Raw genomic sequence first — 16,987 nt, 5'->3', positions numbered from 1 at the left:
TCGGCTATAAGTCCCTGTGGAAGGCAAGAGGATTCGTGGGATGGCCGAGCAGAAAACTGCGAAGTCCTTCGTCACTGCTGAACAGGTTGCAAAGCTGGCGGGCGTTTCGCGCTCGGCCGTTTCGCGCACGTTCACCAACGGCGCCAGTGTTTCAGAGGCAACCCGCAAGAAGGTCGTGGAGGCGGCCGACCGGCTCGGCTACCACGTCAACCATCTGGCACGCGGGCTGATCCACGACCGGTCCGGCATCGTTTGCCTGATCGGCGCCGATCTCAATACGCCCTACTACGCGCGCATCATGGAGGCGGTGACCCGTCGGCTGCAGGCCATCGACAAGGTCGCCATGATCATCAACACCTCCGGCCAGGCGGAGAATGTCGAGAGCGCGCTGCGGCTGACGCTCAACTACCGCGCCGACGCGACGGTCGTTCTCTCGGGCTCTCCGGCCGCCTCGCTCATCGATACCTGCGTCGCCAATGGCCAGCACGTTATCCTTATCAATCGCGACGATCGTCCGATGGGGGTGGACACGATCGCGGTGGACAACGCGACGGCGGCCCGCGAGGCCTTCGCCATGTTCCAGCGCGCCGGGTGCCGCAAGATTGCGGTCGTCTCCTCCCAGGCGGGCACCCCCAGCCTCGTCGGGCGCGAAGTGGCCTTTGCCGATGCCGCCAGGGCTGCGGGGATCGAAGTCGCCATCGTGCGGCCGGGCCCGACGGCCTATGCCTCGGGCGTCGAGGCGGCGCGCATGCTGCTGCCCCGCTCCGATCGCCCCGACGCCGCCTTCTGCGTCACGGACCTCCTGGCCTGCGGCTTCATGGATGCGGCGCGCAACGAGTTCGGGATGGAAATTCCCCAGGACCTCTGCGTCATCGGGTTCGACGACATCGAGCAGGCCGGTTGGAGCTCCTATAACCTGACGACCTTCCGCCAACCCATCGACCGTATCGCCGACGCGATCGTGGAATTGGTCAACCGCGAAGGCGAACCGCAGCAGCCGCTGGCGCTTCAGGCCGATCCGGTCTGGCGCAAGTCAGTGCGCCCGCGATAGCGCGGTTCGACGGCGCCGGTCTCGAGGTCGATCGAGAAATCCACCGAGGGCTGGCCGTTGCGGTACTCGCCTAGGATCCGCAGGAAGGCGGCGATGCGCCCCTGCAGGCTTTCGACCGGCCAGTCGCCGGCAGCGAACAAGGCGGCCAGGGCATCATAGGCCGCAAGGCGCGCGGGGGGCACAAAGCCTGCGGCGAGCGCCCGGGCCTTGCGCAAATGGTACCAGTCGACCACCAGGTCCATGAAGGGAATGGCGTGCCAATCCTGGTGCAGCTTGGCGGGCAACCCGTGCAGGCCCTCGGGAAGCGTGGCTAGGGGCGTGTCGATGGCAGCGAGTGCCGCCAGCCGTCCAAGGTCGAGACGCGGCACGATCTCCGCCAGGTCGGCGGGCCATTCGCGCGGCAGGTAGCGCCAGGCCACCATCTGGGACAGGTGTCGGCTCAGGAACTCGGGATAGCTGGTCGCCTCGAGCAAGGCGCCATAGTCCGCGCCGGTACGGGCGCGTTCGGCCCTATAGGCGGCAAAGGCGACTTCGAACCCGGGAACCTTGTCGAGAAACACGGTCTCGATGTCGAGCATCCCGTCGCCGAATTCGCCGATTTTGTAGGCGGGTGGAAAGCCGACCAGTGACGGCACGGCGACGTTGACCAGCGCCATGTCGCCTTCCCTGAAGACGGCGGTGTCGTTGACGTGTAGGTGCCCGCTGAAATGCACGCGGAGTCCCGCCGCGATGGCCGATCGGGCCACTTCGGCCCGCGGTGCGCGGCGCGCGAAGCTGGTGTTGCCGAAAAGGGCGATCTCGTCCTCGAGCGTCCCAGCCAGCGGATCGATCATCGGGTAGTGCGAGAACACCAGAAGATCCTTGCCCTCCTGGCGGGCACGCGCCGTCACGTCCCTTACCCAATCCAGGACGAAGCGCTTGTGCTTGAGCATGGCGTTCCAGCCTGCATCGGTGCTGTCGTGGTAGGCCTTCTCCGGCACCGGATCGGTGGCGCCATCGCGCGGCTCGAACACGTTCGCATCGATGGAAAGCAGCCAGAGCCCGGGCTCTGGCTCAACGAGATAGGAAGCGTCTACCATGGTTCGGGTGATCGAGCCATCGTCGGAGCGCACCTCGTAGGTTCGCTCGGCCATCCTGTCGCTGGCGCCGAACGGGCTTTCCCAATGGAGATCGCGGCGGTCGCGGAAGTAGCCGAGTCGCGCAATCGGAGGCAGGCCGCGCTCATAGCCGGCACAGTGCATGGTGGGCGTCACGATACGCGCGGTGGATTCCTCCTGCGGCTCACTGCTGTCACTGGTGAACAGGACATGCGAGCCATTGGCGCTGAGGAAACGCTTGGACTGGTGGCGCCCATGGATCGAATAGAGGTCGTGGTTGCCAGGCGTCGCAAAGAAACGCATGCCGTGGTTGGTCGCATAGTGATCGAGCAGCGACATGGTCGCCGCGACGGTCGCAGCCTGCCCGTCGTCCGTCACGTCGCCGGGAATGACGACGATGCGGATGCCGCGGGCGGCGATATCGGCGAGCGCGGCGCGGAAGGCCGGATAGCTTTCGTTGAAGACGCGTGTCGAAGCGGTGGTATCGGCGAGGGTTCGCAGCCTGGGACCGGCGATGTGCGGAGCGCCAAATGTGCCGTGGATATCGTGGTGGTGCGGGTCGGCGAGGATGGCGATCTTCATGGCGACGGTCAGGAAGCTTTCTTGTCGAGCGAGCGCAGCCGGCTTTCGCGGAGCTGCCCGGCCTCATCCAGGATCGGATAGGCCACCGAGGTGATGTGGGCGTTGACCCGCTTGAGGTCGCGCAGGATATCGAGGTGCAGCGTGCTGGTCTCGATGCTTTCGGCGCGACGCTGGCGGATGCGATCGAGATGGCGCGCCGCAGATTCCTGCTCGAGCCGACGCATATCGACCTTCACTTCCACGAGCCGGCGCGCTAGTTCGAGATCGCGGGACATGAAGATGGTCTGGGCAATGCGCAGGTTGGCGACAGTCTTTTCGTAGAAGGCCTCGATCTCGTGGAACCCTTCGCCCGAGAAAGCCAGGTGCCCCTTGATCTTGCGCGAGGCGAGGTCGTTCAGGCCATGGTCCACGATGTCCCCGATATGCTCGAGGTTGATGGCGTAGCTGAGAATCTCGGTGGCGCGGCGCATCTCGGCGTCTTCGATGTCGCCGCTCGTGAAGCGCGCCAGGTAGATCTTGACCGCTTCCTGAAGGGCATCGACCTTGTCGTCGAGCAGCTTGACGCTGGCGCAGCCCTTCGCATCGTTCGAGCGCAAGGTGTTGAGGCTCGTTTCGAGCATCTCGATGACGGTGTCCCCAATGCGCAGCGTCTCGCGCGCAGCGGTCGAGAGCGCCACGACCGGATCTTCGAGACCGGCATTGTCGAGGAAGCGCGGCCCGACGCCCTGGCCGGTCGCGACCTCGGGCATGAGGCGCGCAAAGAGCCGCGAAAGGGGACCGACGAGCGGCAGGAAGATCAAGGCCAGCGCGATGTTGAAGCCGATATGCGCGCCGACCACGAAACTGGCGGGGTCTGCCATCAACCCGGCCAGCGGGGGCGCCAGTGCGCCGGCCGCCACGAGCACGCAGAGCGAGCCGCAGGCCCGCACACAGAGATTGGAGACTGTGACCCGCCGGGCAAGCACGCCCTCACCCATTGTCGCCAGCAGCGGCGGCACGGCGCCACCGAGATTAGCGCCGGCAACGAGAACCAGGGCAAGCCCATGATCCATGGTGCCGGCGGAAGCCAGCGACATCACCAGCAGGACCACGGCGAGGCTAGAGGACGCTAGCACGGCCAATCCGGCCGACAGGATCAGCGCGAAAAGCGGCGCACCGGAAAGGGCGTTGAGGATGAGGGCTATGGTGGTGGACTCGCGGATCGGGTCCGTTGCTTCCCCAAGGAGGCGCAGGGCCACAAGCATGAGCCCAAGGCCGAGGAGCGCGCGGCCGATGCCCTTGCCCTTGCTTCCCTCGTTGAGCTTGAACGTCGCCACGCCCGCCAGGACAAACAGCGGCGCCAGCCAATGGACGTCGAGGGCAAGCACGCCCGCAACCAGGCTCGTGCCCACATTAGCGCCCAGCATCACCGCCTGCCCCATGGCGCCGGTCAGCAATTGCCGGCTGGCAAAAGAGGCGGTCATCATGGCTGTGGCGGTGCTGCTCTGCAGTAGCAGGGTGGCAAACAGCCCCGCGCAGAACGAGACGACGCGGTTGGAGGTCCCCCGTCCGATCCAGAGGCGCAATTGCACCCCGAAAGCACGGGTTACGCCGGTCTTGACCATGCGCAGGCCCCAGATCAGCAGGGCTCCCGCACCAAGGATGTCGATGAGGACGACCGTCGATTCCACGCTCCCCTCCCCGACCCCGCCTAGACGGCGGCCTGGAGCGGCGCGGTACCGGTCCGGTCGCTTTCGATCATGCGGATCCAGCCGGCGGCGCGGCGAACCGCCTCGACCAGCATCGGCTTGGGCGTCTCGAACCATTCATCGCGGCGCAGCTGCCGCTGGCTGCGGACATGATCGAGCGCGTCCTCGAGTCGCGGATAGCGGTCGGGGAGCGTCAGGTGCAGGAACAGCGCGGTCAGTGCCACCGACCGGCTGCGGCCGCCTCGGCAATTGACCAGGACGTTGCCCCGTTCGCGGCGGGGATAGGTGTGCCGCTCGGGCAGCACCTGATCGAGCGCGCCGCGCAAAAGGTAGTATCCGGCCACGAACATGGTTTCCGGGTTCCCCGGTCCATCGATCAGGCCGAGCTTGTAGTAGCGGATGTCGCCATATCCGTAGTCCACCGGCTGGCCCTGGGGCGAAAGCGGGTCGGAGACATAGTTGAAGTCGAGATTGACCGCGCAGTTGATCACGGTCGTCACGCCGTTGGCCTTGAGGAGTTCGAGGTCGCTGGCGCCCTCCATGCCGCCGACGAAGAGCGAGATGCCGTAGGGGTGGATATCGCTTTCGATCAGGCTGATCGGGGGGCGTTCGTAGCGCGGGGCCGTGGCGTCCATGAGTATTCCGGTCGGTCAGAGAAAGGAGATGCCGGTCGCCCGGCTGATGCCCTCGGCGATGGCCGGGGCCGAGGCCAGCACGGCGCCGCCCTTGGCCAGTCCATCCAGCTCGAGGAAGGGCGCGGTCACCCCACCCGCCTCGCGCACCAGGAGGAGACCCGCAAGGCAATCCCACGGGTGCATGTGGAGCTCGGCATAGGCGTCGGAGCGCCCATCGGCGACATAGGCCAGCCCAAGCGCTCCCGAGGCGGCGCGCCGGACATTGGCGCCCTGCACCAGAATGTCGGAGAGCACCTGGAGGTAGGTTTCGTTGGGGACGCGCGTGGACCACCCCAGTTCGACGCAGGCGGCATCGTAGCGCCGTGTGTCGGCGACGCGGATCGGCTTGCTGTTGCGGGTAGCGCCCTGTCCGCGCTGGGCGAAATAGAGCTCGTCGAGGGCGGGATTGTAGATGGCGCCCAGTTCCACCGCCCCTTCGGCCACATAGGCGATCGAGATGCAGAAATGGGGAATGGAGCGGGCGAAATTGGCGGTCCCATCGATCGGATCGACCACCCAGACGCCGGGTCCACCTACGTTGCCGCCAGTCTCCTCGCCTAGGAACCCATCTTCGGGAAAGGCTTCGGACACCCGTGCACGAATGTGGCGCTCGACCGCAGCGTCGGTTTCGGTCAGGAAGTCCTGCGGCCCCTTGAGATCGACGGGCTGCCCCTCCCGTTCCGCGAACGCCCTGCGGGCGATAGCTCCGGCGGAAAGCGCCAGTTCACGGCAGAAATGAGCGCGAACGGAGATGGCATCGCTGGCCGGAGAGAGGGCTGAAATCACACTCATGATATCGATCCGCTGGTCGTTTGCGTCTGATTGCACAGGTGTGCAACAAGATCAATGTCTGTCTTGGGCAACATGGGAGCGGCCATCTCAGGCGGCGCTCGCCTTAAGGGAAGTGACGAAGAGATCGAGCAGACCGACAGGATCGGCAACGATGGCGTCAGGACGCACGCGCAGGTCATAGGGCAGTTCGTAGGTCTTGCCCGCTTCCATCAGGATATTGCCGCCGACCCCGGCGCGGGTGCCGCACAGCACGTCGCGGTCGAAATTGTCACCCACGTACCAGCAGTCGCCGACGGGGACGTCGAGCCGTTCTGCGGCGATGCGGATCATGTCGGGGTTGGGTTTGCGCAGGCCGACCGCGTCGCTGTGAACCTCCACGGCGAAACGCGCGGCCAGGCCGTGCTCGGCAAGGAAATCGAGGTGAACCTGTCCGGCCAGGGCGTTGCTGACGATGCCCACCGGTACTCCTGCCGCGTCGGCGGCGTCGAGCAGTTCGAGCATGCCGTCGCGAAGGCGGCGGATCGAGCGCGCGTGACCCATGATCCGGCACAGTTCCTTTGCCTCGGCCACGACGACGTCGCGGGCCTCCGCCGGCCAGTCGGCCGCGACGAAGTCGCCCCAGAACTCCTCGTAGCGCAGCTCGCGGGGGGCGAGCGGGCGGGACATGGCGTTCTTCCAGTGAGAGTCGGCGATGCTACCCGCCTTGATGTCCTCGGCGATCATCGCGGCCGTCAGCCCCGCCACCGCTCCTCGCGCTTCGAGCAGCGCAAGCACATGACCGGCGAGTTCATCGGCCCAGGCCGGGTTCTTGGTGGTGAGGACGATCACGCCGCCGAAATCGAGCAGCAGCGCCTTGGGGCGGCAGAGCCGGCCGGTGGGTACGCGCCTGTTGTCGGTCATGAGCCCAGGGCCTCCTTGGAAGGTTCGTTGTGTTCGTCGTGCGCCGGACGCGTCAGGCGCGTCATGATGGCTTGCAGGCTCGGATAGGCGCTGGCGCGGCCGACGGCGATGTAGTCAGGCATGAGAAAGGCGGGCGTGGCCGGTGCGCCGTCGCGAAAACCGAAATAGCGGCCGCCAGCCTGCTCGAGGATGAAGGCGCCGGCGCCGACATCCCAGGAATTGGTGCGGAAGCCGATCACCGCATCAGCCCAGCCGGCGGCGACATGAGCCAGGTTGAGCGCGCCGCTACCCAGGGTGCGGATGGCCAGGAACGCATCGAGCAGTTCCTCGTGGGCGTAGAGGGCCTGGCGGCCGAACAGGCGCAGGTGCTTGTTGTTGGGGAAGCCGGTGAGCAGCACGGCGCGCTCCTCCTCGGCTTCGGCATTGACAGCGATCGGACGCGTATTGAGCGAAGCGCCGTGCTCGCGGTCGGCGGCGAACATGTTGCCCGCTACCGGATCGTAGATGACACCCGCGACCAGTTCACCATCCACCGCCGCCGCGATCGAGACGCACCAGTTGGCGATGCCACGGGCGAAGTTGGAGGTGCCGTCGATGGGGTCGACATACCAGCGCACGCGTCCCTGCCCGGTTTCGCCCCCCTCCTCGCCCACGATCGTCGAGTCGGGCACGGCCGTGGTGATCTCGGCGATGATGCGCGCTTCGGAGGCGCGATCGTGCTCGGTGACGATGTCGTGGCGGTCACGCTTGTAACTGTAGCCCATGCCGGAGCGGAAGACGTCCAGCAGCGGGTCGCCGGCGATCCGGGCCGCATTCTCGGCGACGCGGCGCAGTTGCGCGGACTGGGTGGGGGTAATCATGTTGCATCCTTGATCTTGGAGCACCGGAGGCAGGCAGGGACCCCGCCTCCGGCGATCGGCCGGGTTCGCTACTTCTTGTAGTTGACCCGCCAGAAGTCCTGCCAATCCTGGCGCGCATCCCAGTCGTCGAGCGCGGTGGAGGCGTCGTATTGCTGGAGCTTGTCGAGCACGTCGCCGATGCCCGAGGGCTCGTCGGCGGGCAGCTTGATGTCCACATTCGTAGGCAGCTTGCCGTCAACCGCCTGCGGCGCGATACCCTCTTCGGTCAGCACGTAGTGGACGAAGAGCTTGGAGAGGTTGGGCGACTTGGTGCCGGTGGCGATGAGGGCGAGCTTGGTATAGGTCCAGCCCGGCCACGGGCCGAGATCCTTGCACAGCCCGAGCTTGAAGCCCTTATCGGCGTTGTCGCGGAACTTGGCGGAGCTGAGGAGCCCGAAGAACGGCTCTTTCTGACCGGGTGCGCCTACCGCCTCGGCGATCGGGTCGTCGCCGTCCGAGATCAACGGGGCATTGCCGGCAAAGGCCTTGACCCAGGCGGCCGTCGCGGAAGCCTCGTCGGTCTGCAGGTCCGTCGAGAAGGCGGCATTGTAGGCGTCACGCATCTGGTCGTCGTAATGGGTCGCCATCTGGTTGAACCAGTCCGGATACGTACCCTTGAGCAGCGGATCGTAGAAAGCGACGCGGCCCTTCCATTCCGGCTTGGTCAGCTCCCAGATATTGCTCACCGGGCAGCTGTCGTAGACTTCGGTGTTGTAGGCCCAGACGCTGGCATTGGTGGTGACGGCGAGCGGGTCGTGGTAGCGCTCGGGCACCTTGTCGGCCATGTCGGGCGGCAGCCAGCTATAAACGAAATTCTGCGGCAGTAGCTGGGCGACCGATGCCGGCGCGTCGGTCAGCATCACCACGTCGCCCTGCACGTTGTTGGCCTGGGCCTCGCGAATGATCATTTCGAGCTGGCTGTTCGCCGACACCTTGATGCCCGTGGCCTTGACGCCGTACTTGGCCGAAAAGGCGTCTGCCATCTCCACGATCTTGCCGGTGGAGTCATAGATATTGATTGGCGCTTCCGACTTTGCCGCGGCGATGAGCGCGTCGAGATCGAATTCCTCGGCAAGCGCCCCGGCGGCTCCCCCGAGCGCCGACAGGCTCGTCAGGGTCAGCCCCAGCAGTGCCAGCTTGGTCAAACGTCCGTTCATTTCGTCCCCTCCCTTTTTGAGGGCCGGGCCACCGGCGCGGGCAGCCCGGCCGGTTCGTCAGCGCTTGTAGTTGATGCGCCAGAAATCCTGCCAGTCCTGGCGGGCGTCCCAGTCGTCCGCCGCGCTGGCGGTGTCGTAAGTGAACATCTGGTCGAGGGCGGCACCGATCCCCGAGGGCTCATCGGCGGGCAGCTTGACGTCCTGGTTGGTCGACATCTTGCCGTCGACCGACTGCGGGGCGATGCCCTCCTCGGTCATCATGTAGTGCAGGAAGAGCTTGGCCGCGTTCGGGTTCTTGGTGCCGGTCGCGATCAGGCCAACGCTCGGATAGAGCCAGCCGGCCCAGGGCTTGAGGCCCGTGCACAGGCCGAGCTTGTAGTTGCTTTCGGCGTTGCCGCGGAACTTGGCCGAGGAGATCAATGCCATGAACGGCTCCTTCTGGCCCGGGGCGCCGGCAGCCTGGGCGGCAGCTTCATCGGCGTCGGTCAGGAGCGGCGAGTTCTCGGCCAGGGCCTTGACCCAGGCGGCGGTGGCGGAAGCCTCGGTGGTTTCGAGCGGCTTGCCGAAATAGTCCTGGTAGGCGGCGGCGACCTTGTCGTCGGCGTGCAGGGCCATCTGGTTGAACCAGTCGACATAGGACGCCTTGTTGAGCGGATCCTGCATGGCCACCTTGCCCTTCCACTTGGCGTCGGTGAGCTCCCAGATGTTGGAAACCGGGCACTTGTCGTAGACCTCGGTATTGTAGGCCCAGACATTGGCGCTGTTGGTGATGATCAGCGGGTTCTGGTACTGCGCCGGGATCTTGTCGGCGAGGTCGGGCGGCAGCCAGCTTTCGGCAAATCCCTGCGGCACCAGCTCGACGATGCCCGCGGGCGCGTCGCTGAGCAGCAGCACGTCGCCCTGGATGTTCTTGGCCTGCCCTTCGCGGATGATCATTTCCACCTGCGCGGTGGCCTTGACCTTGGTGCCGGTGGCCTGGATGCCGTACTTCTTGGTGAAGTTTTCGGACTGCTCCACGATCTTGCCGGTACTGTCGTAGACACCGATCGGGCCTTCCTTCTTGGCGGCCTCGATGAGGGCATCGAGGTTGAAATCCTGGGCCAAAGCGGCGAGCGACGTGGTTGCCAGCAGCGCGAAGACACCCGCTCCCAGCGCGCCTCGCGCGATCCTCCCCTTAAACGTCATCTAGACTTCCTCCTATTTTGGCGGTTTTCGCCTTGGTGGCCCTGATGCTCACTGCACCTTGGGCGGACAGAAGAGTGCGTCGGCAGCCTGCGAACGCCGCCCGGAGGCGTCGAACGCATGCAGCGCCTTGGGCTTTGCCCAGACCGTGACCGACTGGCCTGCCTCGACCTCGGGCAGTTCGTGGCTGACGGCGAAGAGCTTGTGGCCATGCGCGACCAGCTCGATGATCCAGCTGCCGCCCGTAGGCAGCACACCGGCAACCTCGGCGGGCACCGCGAAACTCCCCTCCTTGACCTCGGATGCATCGGAGGTGAAACGCACCGCCTCGGGCCGCACCCCGAGCGAGGACACCTGCGAAAGCGAGGGATAACGCTCGGAGAGGTAGCGGCTGGCGGCCGCAGCCAGTCCATCGGCCTGGTCGCCAAGCTCGAGGATATTGATGGGCGGACTGCCCACGAACTCGGCTACGAACCTGTTGGCCGGCCGGTCGTAGATATCGTTGGGCGAGCCCACCTGCTGGAGGCGCCCCTCGCTCATCACCGCGATGGTGGTGGCCAGGGTCATGGCTTCCCACTGATCGTGGGTAACGAAGACGATGGTGGTCTTGAACTCGTTGTGCAGGCGCTTGAGCTCGGCCCGCATCTCGAGGCGCAGGCGCGCATCGAGATTGGAGAGCGGCTCGTCGAGCAGCAGCACTTCGGGATTGACCGCCAGCATGCGGGCCAGCGCCACGCGCTGCTGCTGGCCGCCCGAGAGCTGGGACGGGTAGCGGTCGCGATACTGCTCGATGCCGAGCGTGCGCATGACTTTTTCCACGCGCTCCTCGCGCTCGGCCTTGGGCACCTTGCGCAGGCGCAGGCCGAAATCGGTGTTGCGCTCGATGGTCAGGTGCGGCCAGAGGGCGTAGCTTTGGAAGACTAGGCCCATCTCCCGTTTCTCGGGGGGCACGAAAATGCCGGCATTGACCGAGTCCACCTTGCGCTCCCCCACCTGGATCTCGCCGTCGCTCAGATGCTCGAGGCCGGCGATCATGCGCAGGGTGGTGGTCTTGCCGCACCCGGAAGGCCCGAGCAGGCACATGAATTCGCCGTCCCCGATTTCGAGGTCCAGGTCGCTGACGGCATTGGCAGCGCCGCCGCCATAGCTCTTTTCGACATTGCGTAGATTGATCGTCGGCATGTTAGCCACCCAGTCCTTCAGCGAGATTGGTCTTGGTGAGTTTCTGGCCCAGTACGGTGCCGAAATAGGCGATTGCGGCCACGATCAGCACCACGGCGTTGGCAGCCTGGGTGTAATGGTAGTCGACCAGGCGCAGCGAGAAGGTCGTCAGCACGTCAGTGCTGGGCACGGCGAGCACGACGAAAAGGCTCAACCCCTTCATGCCCGATATGAACGGCAGGAGAATGCCGGTGGCGAGCGAGCCCTTCTGGATCGGCAGCACGATCATCACGAGGCGGCGGAACCAGCCGGCCCCGGCGATCTGGGCCGCTTCTTCCGGGTCCTTGCCCAGTTGCATCATGGCCGAGATGCCGGCGCGCGAGGCATAGGGCATCTGCTCGGCGATCAGCGCGAGCATGAGGATGAAGACGGTGCCGTAGAGTGCCGGAATGGGGCCGCGGGGCACGGCGAAGAGCGAGAGATAGGCCGCCGCGAATGCAATGCCCGGCACGAGATAGGGCAGGAACGTCACCTGGCGCAGGAAGGTGCCGAGCGGGCGGATGGGCGTGCGCACCACAACGTAGCCGACGAGCAGTCCGAGCAGTCCCGAAGTGATGGATGCCAGGCCCACGATCGACAGGCTGTTCCAGGCGGCATTCCAGAGATCGGGGCTGAGCAGGATCCCAGTCTGGAGCGCCACGGTATGGACGTCGGTACCGATCCAGTAGTCGAGGGTGAAATTGTCCGGGGTGAACTGCGCCGGCACCTTCATGACCGTGGACAGAGCCAGGGTCAGCAATGGCAGGCCGACGCTGAGCGCGAAGACGAGGGCGGCAAAGGCGCTGGCCGGCATCCGGAAGATGCCCAGTTGCGCCTTGCGGTTCATCGAACCCTTCGAGCCGATGGTGACGAAACGACGGGCTTCCTTGACCAGCTTGGCATCGACCATGAGCGAGATGATGCCGATCAGCATGATCGAGCCGGCCAGAACCGCGGCCACCCCGACATGGCGCGAGGAGATGTTTCGGTAGAGCGAAGTCGCCAGCACGTCGAACTTGACCGGCAGGCCCAGGACATAGGCCACGCCGAACTCGCCCAGGCATTTGGCGAAGATCAGGATCACGGCCGAGAGCAGGGCCGGCAGCATCAGGGGCAGCACGATCTTGGTGGCGACGGTCAGCGGCCGGGCGCCAAGAATGCGCGCGGAGTCCTCGAGCTGGGAGTCGAAGCGCCGCAGGGCGTTGCCGAAGAGCAGGATGACGAAGGGCGCATAGTGCAGCGAAAGAATGATGGTGATGGGCAATTGCCCATAGGCTAGCCAGTCGGGCGGGGTCAGCCCCATGGCCTCGAACCAGCCGAGCTGGCCGCCGATCGTGCGGTTCTTGAAGAGTGTCGTCCAGGCCAGCGCAAAGGTCCAGGCCGGGAGCATGTAGGGTACGATGAGCGCGGTGGCGAACCACTTGCGCGCGAACATGTCGGTCCGGCTGAGCAGCCAGGCGAGGCTCCCGCCGATAGTGACGGCCAGCACGATCGACCCGAAGGCGATCGAGAGGGTGTTGAAGAGCGGCGTCCAGAAGAGGTCGGAAGCGACCGGGGAAGTGAACGTGCGCGCCAGATAATAGAGCGTGAGCGTGCCCGCGGGGCCGCCGGCGCGACGCTCCTCACCGAACTGCACGAAAACCGCATCGGTCAGCATCGAGACGATGGGAACGATGATCAGGTATGTGAAGAGCAGCGCCGTCAGGATGCCGATGAGCGTGGTGGGCTCCCGCGCCGCAATGCGCACGGCATAAACGATGCGGTTCCACCGCGATGTCGAGACGCGGTCTGAAGCAAGCTCGCGGCGCGCTCCATCCACCCGGGTTGGCTCCGCACTCATTGCTGCACGGCACCCTGAGCGTCAGCGACGCACACGGGCCCCACAAGGGACCGATTGCCCTTCATGCCGATTCCTCCTCCAATGGCACGGCCAGGCTGTTACCCATCCCGTGCAGCAGCACGCGTGGCGCCCTGCTCTTTCGTTGCCTCCATTCATCCTTACGGGTTCGGGGTTAGTCAAGTCATTTTTGCACAGGTGTGCAAAAGCCACTTCTGGCCTTGTAAATCGGGGCTATTGCACAGCGGATTGCAATTCTTGCACTCGCGTGCATCGAGCGACTCGCGAGAAATGGGGGCAGCGAAATGAAACGGAAAAGGGCGGCGGGGTCTGCACCCTGCCGCCCTTCTGACCATGTCGAAACCGTTCTCGAGGCGAGGAAGCGCCTAGTCCTCGGCGACCATGTAGACTTCGCTGGCCGGCAGCGAGAGCAGGCGCTCGGACATTTCCTGTTTGAGCCAGGTGAGGCGCGTATCCTCCTCAGGCGTACGGTCGCTCTTGCGGCCGAGAGCGATGAACTCGTCTCGCACGTGACCCTCGCGAATCTGCAGGCGTACGGACCTGCCGCGATAGGTGAGGAGGAAGACGTAGCGCATGAGCGTTTCGCCGCGCTCGGGCCGTTCGAGGGCCGGATCGACCACGTAGCGCCCTTCGGTGAGCGAGCGCGTCACCATCTCGAAGGCGTCGCGGGCGCCCGGGCCGCGGAAAGCGGTACGGATGTCGATCTCGCGCCTTTCGCAGGGCGCGCCGTCCCCCAGCAGGGGCAGAGCCATTTCCATGACCTTGAAAGCATGGGCGACGCCGCCCGGGAACCCGAAGCCGTGATAGTGCATCAGGTCGGCGAAGGTATAGGTGAGGTCCTTGCCGTTCTCGAGCACGTGCAGTTGGGTCTGGGACATTCAGTCTGCCTTTCGGTCTAGGTCGTTGCGCATCCAGGGCAGGAAGCCTTCGAGGAAGCGCGTGGTGGCCGGCATGAAATGCGAGCCGTGGTGGAAGAAGGGATCGAGGCTCGTAATGACCATGCGCCCGCGCGTGGTCACCTCGTCGATATAGAGGATGGGCTTTCCCTCCCCGTTCACCGCCAGCACCTGGACGCCTTCGGGCGGATCGAACCAGCCGTGCAGGTGCCAGGTGACGTCGCGCTGGGTAAGCCTGGCGAACAGCGGATGATCAGGGGCGGCGATGCGCACCCCCAGGTCGGCGCCGGGGGTCAGCCACCACCAGAAGTTAGTGGGTTGAGGCGTGAAGGCGATGCCGGGCAGGAACAGCTGGGATTCGCTCTCGCCAGTCGCCACGATCGTGCCGCCCTGGTCGAGATAGGCCAGGAGTTGCTCTTTGCTCGCTTCCATCCGGTCGGCAGGCGTGCGGCAGGGGATGAGGACGACATTGAAGGCGTCGAGGTCCACGGACCCGAGGTCTTCGGGGCGGACGAGCTTTTCGAAATAGCCGGCGAAGCGCGGGCTTTCAAAACTCTCGATGTGGTAATAGGCGCCGGGGTGAACAGCCAGGATACTCATTTCGCGCCTGCCTCCGCCCACTCGACGATGCGATCGGCAAGCACCAGGCCGCGCTCGCCCGTCATGCTGCCCAGGTCGTTGCCCGCATGGGAAAAGATGCGGCCGCCCGTCGGCAGGGACCATTCCCAGTCCACCGGCAGCATTTGCGGCCCGATGCCGTTGACCGCCAGCCCGTCCACCGGCAGCGGGTTATGGCCGCGACCATAGAACCCGGCGACGCCGCGGTTTTCTTCAAGGCTGGACTGATCGATGCCATCGAAAACGGGATGGCTGTTGAGCCGGGTCAGCACCAGATCGGCGCGCTTGGGGCGATCGAGCGGCACATAATTGCCCAGCCCTTCGACGAACGGCCGCAGGATATGACCGTTCAAGAACCAGCGCCCACCCCTGGCGAGGAACGCTCTGATGGCCTCGGCATAGTGCATGAAACCGATCTGGTCGAGGTGGTTGGTGGTGATGAGCCCACCGGCCCCGGCCAGGTCGTCGGCGCTCAGGTCGCGCTCGCGGATGACCGAGAGACGACCTGCCGCGATGTGGTCGGCATAGGTCGCGGGCGGAGGCCCGAAGTGGGAGTGAATGAGGAGCACTTTCATGCGGCAGGGTATCCGGCAAAGGCGGGAAGGATGGCGTCGTGGGGCGGGCCGTTGGCGCCTGGAACCTGGATCGAACGCATCGGCACGCCGTAGAGGCGCTCGAGATGCTCGGGCACGACCGTTTCCGCGATCGGGCCGAAAATGCATCCGCCCTCGGGCATCATCAGCAGGGCGTCGTCGGCGGCAGCCAGGGCGTGGTTGGGATCGTGGGTGGTAAAGATGATGGCGCGATCACGGGGGCGGCGCAGCATGCCGAGCAGCCCGAGCAATCGCTCCTGGTTATGGAGGTCCAGCGCCGAGCCCGGCTCATCGAGAACGAGGACGTCAGAGCCGGTCGCCAGTGCGCGAGCGAGCAGGACGAGCTGACGCTCGCCGCCCGAGAGCCGGTCGAAACGATCCTGGGCGAACCGCGTGGCGCCGACCTGATCGAGGGCGGCATAGGCCGCCTCGAAGTCGGCCGGCCGGGGCTGGCCGAAGAGCCCCAGCCCTGCTGCACGCCCCATGACTACGACCTCGAGCACGCGATAGCTCTGGTTGCTCGAGGCATATTGCGGCACGTAGCCGACAACGGGCGGCGCGGAGCGGGTGCCGGAGGCCAATGGCTGGAAGCCGAGCATGGCGCGCAGCGCCGTGGTCTTGCCGCGACCGTTGGGCCCCAGGATCGCCAGGCTTCGCCCCCTGGGCACCTCGAAGGTCAGGCGATCGAGAACCGTGCGGTTACCGAAACGCACGGTGGCGTCGGTCAGTCCGATCATCGCGCACTCCTGTCACGATAGTGCCGGCGCAGCAGCAGGGCGAAGACGGGAGCGCCGACGATGGCGGTGAGGACGCCCAGCGGAATCTCGGCGGCGGTGACCGTGCGCGCCAGCGTATCGATGGTCACCATGAAGGCAGCGCCAAGCACGGCCGAAGCCGGCAGCACGCGGCGGTGGTCGTGTCCCACCATGAGGCGCGAGGCGTGCGGGATGACGAGGCCGATCCAGCCGACGATGCCCGAGACAGCGACCTGGCTCCCGACGACCAGCGCCACGAGGCCGAAGATCATCCAGCGCTCGAGCTCCGGCCTGGCCCCGAGGCTGCGGGCTTCCGCGTCATCCAGCGAGAGCACATTGAGCCGGAAGCGCAGCGTCCAGAGCAAGCCCATGCCGATGAGAAGGCCCGGCGCGGAGATGAGGACACGTTCCCATGTCGCCGTCGCGAACGAACCCATGAGCCAGTAGACGATGGCGGGAAGCGAGGAATTGGGATCGGCGATGAACTGGAGCAGGGAGACGAAGGCCGAAAAGAGCGAGCCGACCACCATGCCCGAGAGGATCACGGTGATGATTTCGGTGCGACCATCGATACGGGCAAGCAATCCGACGAAGATCAGGGCCGAAAGGCCGGAAACGAAGACGACCGCAAGGAGCGGAATGCCCCAGATGCCGAGCGTGATGGCCAGCGCTCCGCCAAAGGCGGCGCCCTGGGAGATGCCCAGCACTTCGGGGGAAACCAGCGGGTTGCGGAAGACACCCTGCAGCGCCACGCCCGCGGTCGCCAGTGCCGCGCCCGAGAAGGCGGCGAGCACGACGCGCGGCGTCCTCACCAGCAGCACGATGCGCTCGTCCATCGCCTCGATGGCCCGGCCGGGATTGGTGATGAAGGAGAAAAGGATTTCGATGGCGCGTGGGACGGAGACCGAAAAGCGCCCTACGCACAGGCTCACCAGGACGCTGAGCGCCAGCAATGCGGTGAAGACGGCGAAGGGAGCCAGGGCCCCTGCCCGGCTCCAGCGGTGGCGGACATCGTCCGCCACCCCATCGGCTGTGGCCGCCATGA

16 protein-coding genes are annotated in these 16,987 nt (G+C 65.7%); 1 reads left to right on the top strand and 15 read right to left on the bottom strand.

Going from position 1 to position 16,987, the window contains the following annotated elements:
• The first annotated feature begins 40 nt into the window (after positions 1 to 40).
• Positions 41 to 1,051, top strand: coding sequence for a LacI family DNA-binding transcriptional regulator (locus FNA67_RS05045; RefSeq protein WP_147655282.1), 1,011 nt, complete (start codon positions 41 to 43; stop codon positions 1,049 to 1,051).
• Here the strand turns inward: FNA67_RS05045 and FNA67_RS05040 are convergent.
• From FNA67_RS05040 to FNA67_RS04970, 15 genes are all read right to left on the bottom strand, one after another.
• Positions 1,009 to 2,730 (bottom strand): metallophosphoesterase family protein, encoded by a 1,722-nt coding sequence (locus FNA67_RS05040; protein WP_147655281.1) that lies wholly within the window; start codon positions 2,728 to 2,730, stop codon positions 1,009 to 1,011. The two genes, FNA67_RS05045 and FNA67_RS05040, sit on opposite strands and share 43 nt — an antisense overlap.
• Positions 2,731 to 2,738: 8 nt before the next feature.
• Positions 2,739 to 4,400 (bottom strand): Na/Pi cotransporter family protein, encoded by a 1,662-nt coding sequence (locus tag FNA67_RS05035; RefSeq protein WP_147655280.1) that lies wholly within the window; start codon positions 4,398 to 4,400, stop codon positions 2,739 to 2,741.
• Between the two features lie 20 nt (positions 4,401 to 4,420).
• Complete coding sequence (locus FNA67_RS05030) at positions 4,421 to 5,053, bottom strand: dual specificity protein phosphatase family protein (protein WP_147655279.1); 633 nt, start codon at positions 5,051 to 5,053, stop codon at positions 4,421 to 4,423.
• Between the two features lie 15 nt (positions 5,054 to 5,068).
• The gene (locus tag FNA67_RS05025) at positions 5,069 to 5,884 is read right to left on the bottom strand and encodes an inositol monophosphatase family protein (RefSeq protein WP_147655278.1); all 816 of its coding nucleotides are present in this window, start codon (positions 5,882 to 5,884) and stop codon (positions 5,069 to 5,071) included.
• A gap of 87 nt (positions 5,885 to 5,971) precedes the next feature.
• Positions 5,972 to 6,784 carry an HAD family hydrolase gene (locus tag FNA67_RS05020; protein WP_147655277.1) on the bottom strand — a complete coding sequence of 271 codons (813 nt, stop codon included), beginning with the start codon at positions 6,782 to 6,784 and terminating at the stop codon, positions 5,972 to 5,974.
• Positions 6,781 to 7,644, bottom strand: coding sequence for an inositol monophosphatase family protein (locus FNA67_RS05015; protein WP_147655276.1), 864 nt, complete (start codon positions 7,642 to 7,644; stop codon positions 6,781 to 6,783). Before FNA67_RS05015 ends, FNA67_RS05020 begins: the two co-directional genes overlap by 4 nt.
• 68 nt (positions 7,645 to 7,712) lie before the next feature.
• Positions 7,713 to 8,840, bottom strand: a complete 1,128-nt coding sequence (locus FNA67_RS05010) for an ABC transporter substrate-binding protein (RefSeq protein WP_147655275.1) — start codon at positions 8,838 to 8,840, stop codon at positions 7,713 to 7,715.
• Between the two features lie 57 nt (positions 8,841 to 8,897).
• The gene (locus FNA67_RS05005; protein WP_082201857.1) at positions 8,898 to 10,025 is read right to left on the bottom strand and encodes an ABC transporter substrate-binding protein; all 1,128 of its coding nucleotides are present in this window, start codon (positions 10,023 to 10,025) and stop codon (positions 8,898 to 8,900) included.
• Positions 10,026 to 10,073: 48 nt separating this feature from the next.
• Entirely contained in the window at positions 10,074 to 11,204 is a 1,131-nt protein-coding gene (locus tag FNA67_RS05000; RefSeq protein ID WP_147655274.1) for an ABC transporter ATP-binding protein, read from the bottom strand.
• A 1-nt stretch (position 11,205) separates the two neighbouring features.
• Positions 11,206 to 13,062 (bottom strand): ABC transporter permease, encoded by a 1,857-nt coding sequence (locus FNA67_RS04995; protein ID WP_049704180.1) that lies wholly within the window; start codon positions 13,060 to 13,062, stop codon positions 11,206 to 11,208.
• 383 nt (positions 13,063 to 13,445) lie between these two features.
• Positions 13,446 to 13,958: a hypothetical protein gene (locus FNA67_RS04990; RefSeq protein ID WP_049704179.1), complete on the bottom strand. Its 513-nt coding sequence runs from the start codon at positions 13,956 to 13,958 to the stop codon at positions 13,446 to 13,448.
• Positions 13,959 to 14,576, bottom strand: coding sequence for a hypothetical protein (locus tag FNA67_RS04985; RefSeq protein WP_147655273.1), 618 nt, complete (start codon positions 14,574 to 14,576; stop codon positions 13,959 to 13,961).
• Positions 14,573 to 15,169 carry a hypothetical protein gene (locus tag FNA67_RS04980; RefSeq protein ID WP_147655272.1) on the bottom strand — a complete coding sequence of 199 codons (597 nt, stop codon included), beginning with the start codon at positions 15,167 to 15,169 and terminating at the stop codon, positions 14,573 to 14,575. Before FNA67_RS04980 ends, FNA67_RS04985 begins: the two co-directional genes overlap by 4 nt.
• Complete coding sequence (locus tag FNA67_RS04975) at positions 15,166 to 15,924, bottom strand: ABC transporter ATP-binding protein (protein WP_147655271.1); 759 nt, start codon at positions 15,922 to 15,924, stop codon at positions 15,166 to 15,168. Before FNA67_RS04975 ends, FNA67_RS04980 begins: the two co-directional genes overlap by 4 nt.
• The gene (locus tag FNA67_RS04970) at positions 15,921 to 16,985 is read right to left on the bottom strand and encodes a FecCD family ABC transporter permease (protein ID WP_147655270.1); all 1,065 of its coding nucleotides are present in this window, start codon (positions 16,983 to 16,985) and stop codon (positions 15,921 to 15,923) included. Before FNA67_RS04970 ends, FNA67_RS04975 begins: the two co-directional genes overlap by 4 nt.
• Between the last annotated feature and the right edge of the window lie 2 nt (positions 16,986 to 16,987).

This window comes from Youhaiella tibetensis (genome assembly GCF_008000755.1).
Taxonomy (GTDB): domain Bacteria; phylum Pseudomonadota; class Alphaproteobacteria; order Rhizobiales; family Devosiaceae; genus Paradevosia; species Paradevosia tibetensis.
The sequence above is the reverse complement of the archived record's forward strand: the minus strand, read 5'-3'. Positions and strand labels throughout refer to the sequence as shown.

Coding starts and splice junctions, on each gene's coding strand:
- FNA67_RS05045 (WP_147655282.1), top strand. CDS start 41: ATGGCCGAGCAGAAAACTGCGAAGTCCTTCGTCACTGCTGAACAGGTT.
- FNA67_RS05040 (WP_147655281.1), bottom strand. CDS start 2,730: ATGAAGATCGCCATCCTCGCCGACCCGCACCACCACGATATCCACGGC.
- FNA67_RS05030 (WP_147655279.1), bottom strand. CDS start 5,053: ATGGACGCCACGGCCCCGCGCTACGAACGCCCCCCGATCAGCCTGATC.
- FNA67_RS05025 (WP_147655278.1), bottom strand. CDS start 5,884: ATGAGTGTGATTTCAGCCCTCTCTCCGGCCAGCGATGCCATCTCCGTT.
- FNA67_RS05020 (WP_147655277.1), bottom strand. CDS start 6,784: ATGACCGACAACAGGCGCGTACCCACCGGCCGGCTCTGCCGCCCCAAG.
- FNA67_RS05015 (WP_147655276.1), bottom strand. CDS start 7,644: ATGATTACCCCCACCCAGTCCGCGCAACTGCGCCGCGTCGCCGAGAAT.
- FNA67_RS05010 (WP_147655275.1), bottom strand. CDS start 8,840: ATGAACGGACGTTTGACCAAGCTGGCACTGCTGGGGCTGACCCTGACG.
- FNA67_RS05005 (WP_082201857.1), bottom strand. CDS start 10,025: ATGACGTTTAAGGGGAGGATCGCGCGAGGCGCGCTGGGAGCGGGTGTC.
- FNA67_RS05000 (WP_147655274.1), bottom strand. CDS start 11,204: ATGCCGACGATCAATCTACGCAATGTCGAAAAGAGCTATGGCGGCGGC.
- FNA67_RS04995 (WP_049704180.1), bottom strand. CDS start 13,062: ATGAGTGCGGAGCCAACCCGGGTGGATGGAGCGCGCCGCGAGCTTGCT.
- FNA67_RS04990 (WP_049704179.1), bottom strand. CDS start 13,958: ATGTCCCAGACCCAACTGCACGTGCTCGAGAACGGCAAGGACCTCACC.
- FNA67_RS04985 (WP_147655273.1), bottom strand. CDS start 14,576: ATGAGTATCCTGGCTGTTCACCCCGGCGCCTATTACCACATCGAGAGT.
- FNA67_RS04980 (WP_147655272.1), bottom strand. CDS start 15,169: ATGAAAGTGCTCCTCATTCACTCCCACTTCGGGCCTCCGCCCGCGACC.
- FNA67_RS04975 (WP_147655271.1), bottom strand. CDS start 15,924: ATGATCGGACTGACCGACGCCACCGTGCGTTTCGGTAACCGCACGGTT.
- FNA67_RS04970 (WP_147655270.1), bottom strand. CDS start 16,985: ATGGCGGCCACAGCCGATGGGGTGGCGGACGATGTCCGCCACCGCTGG.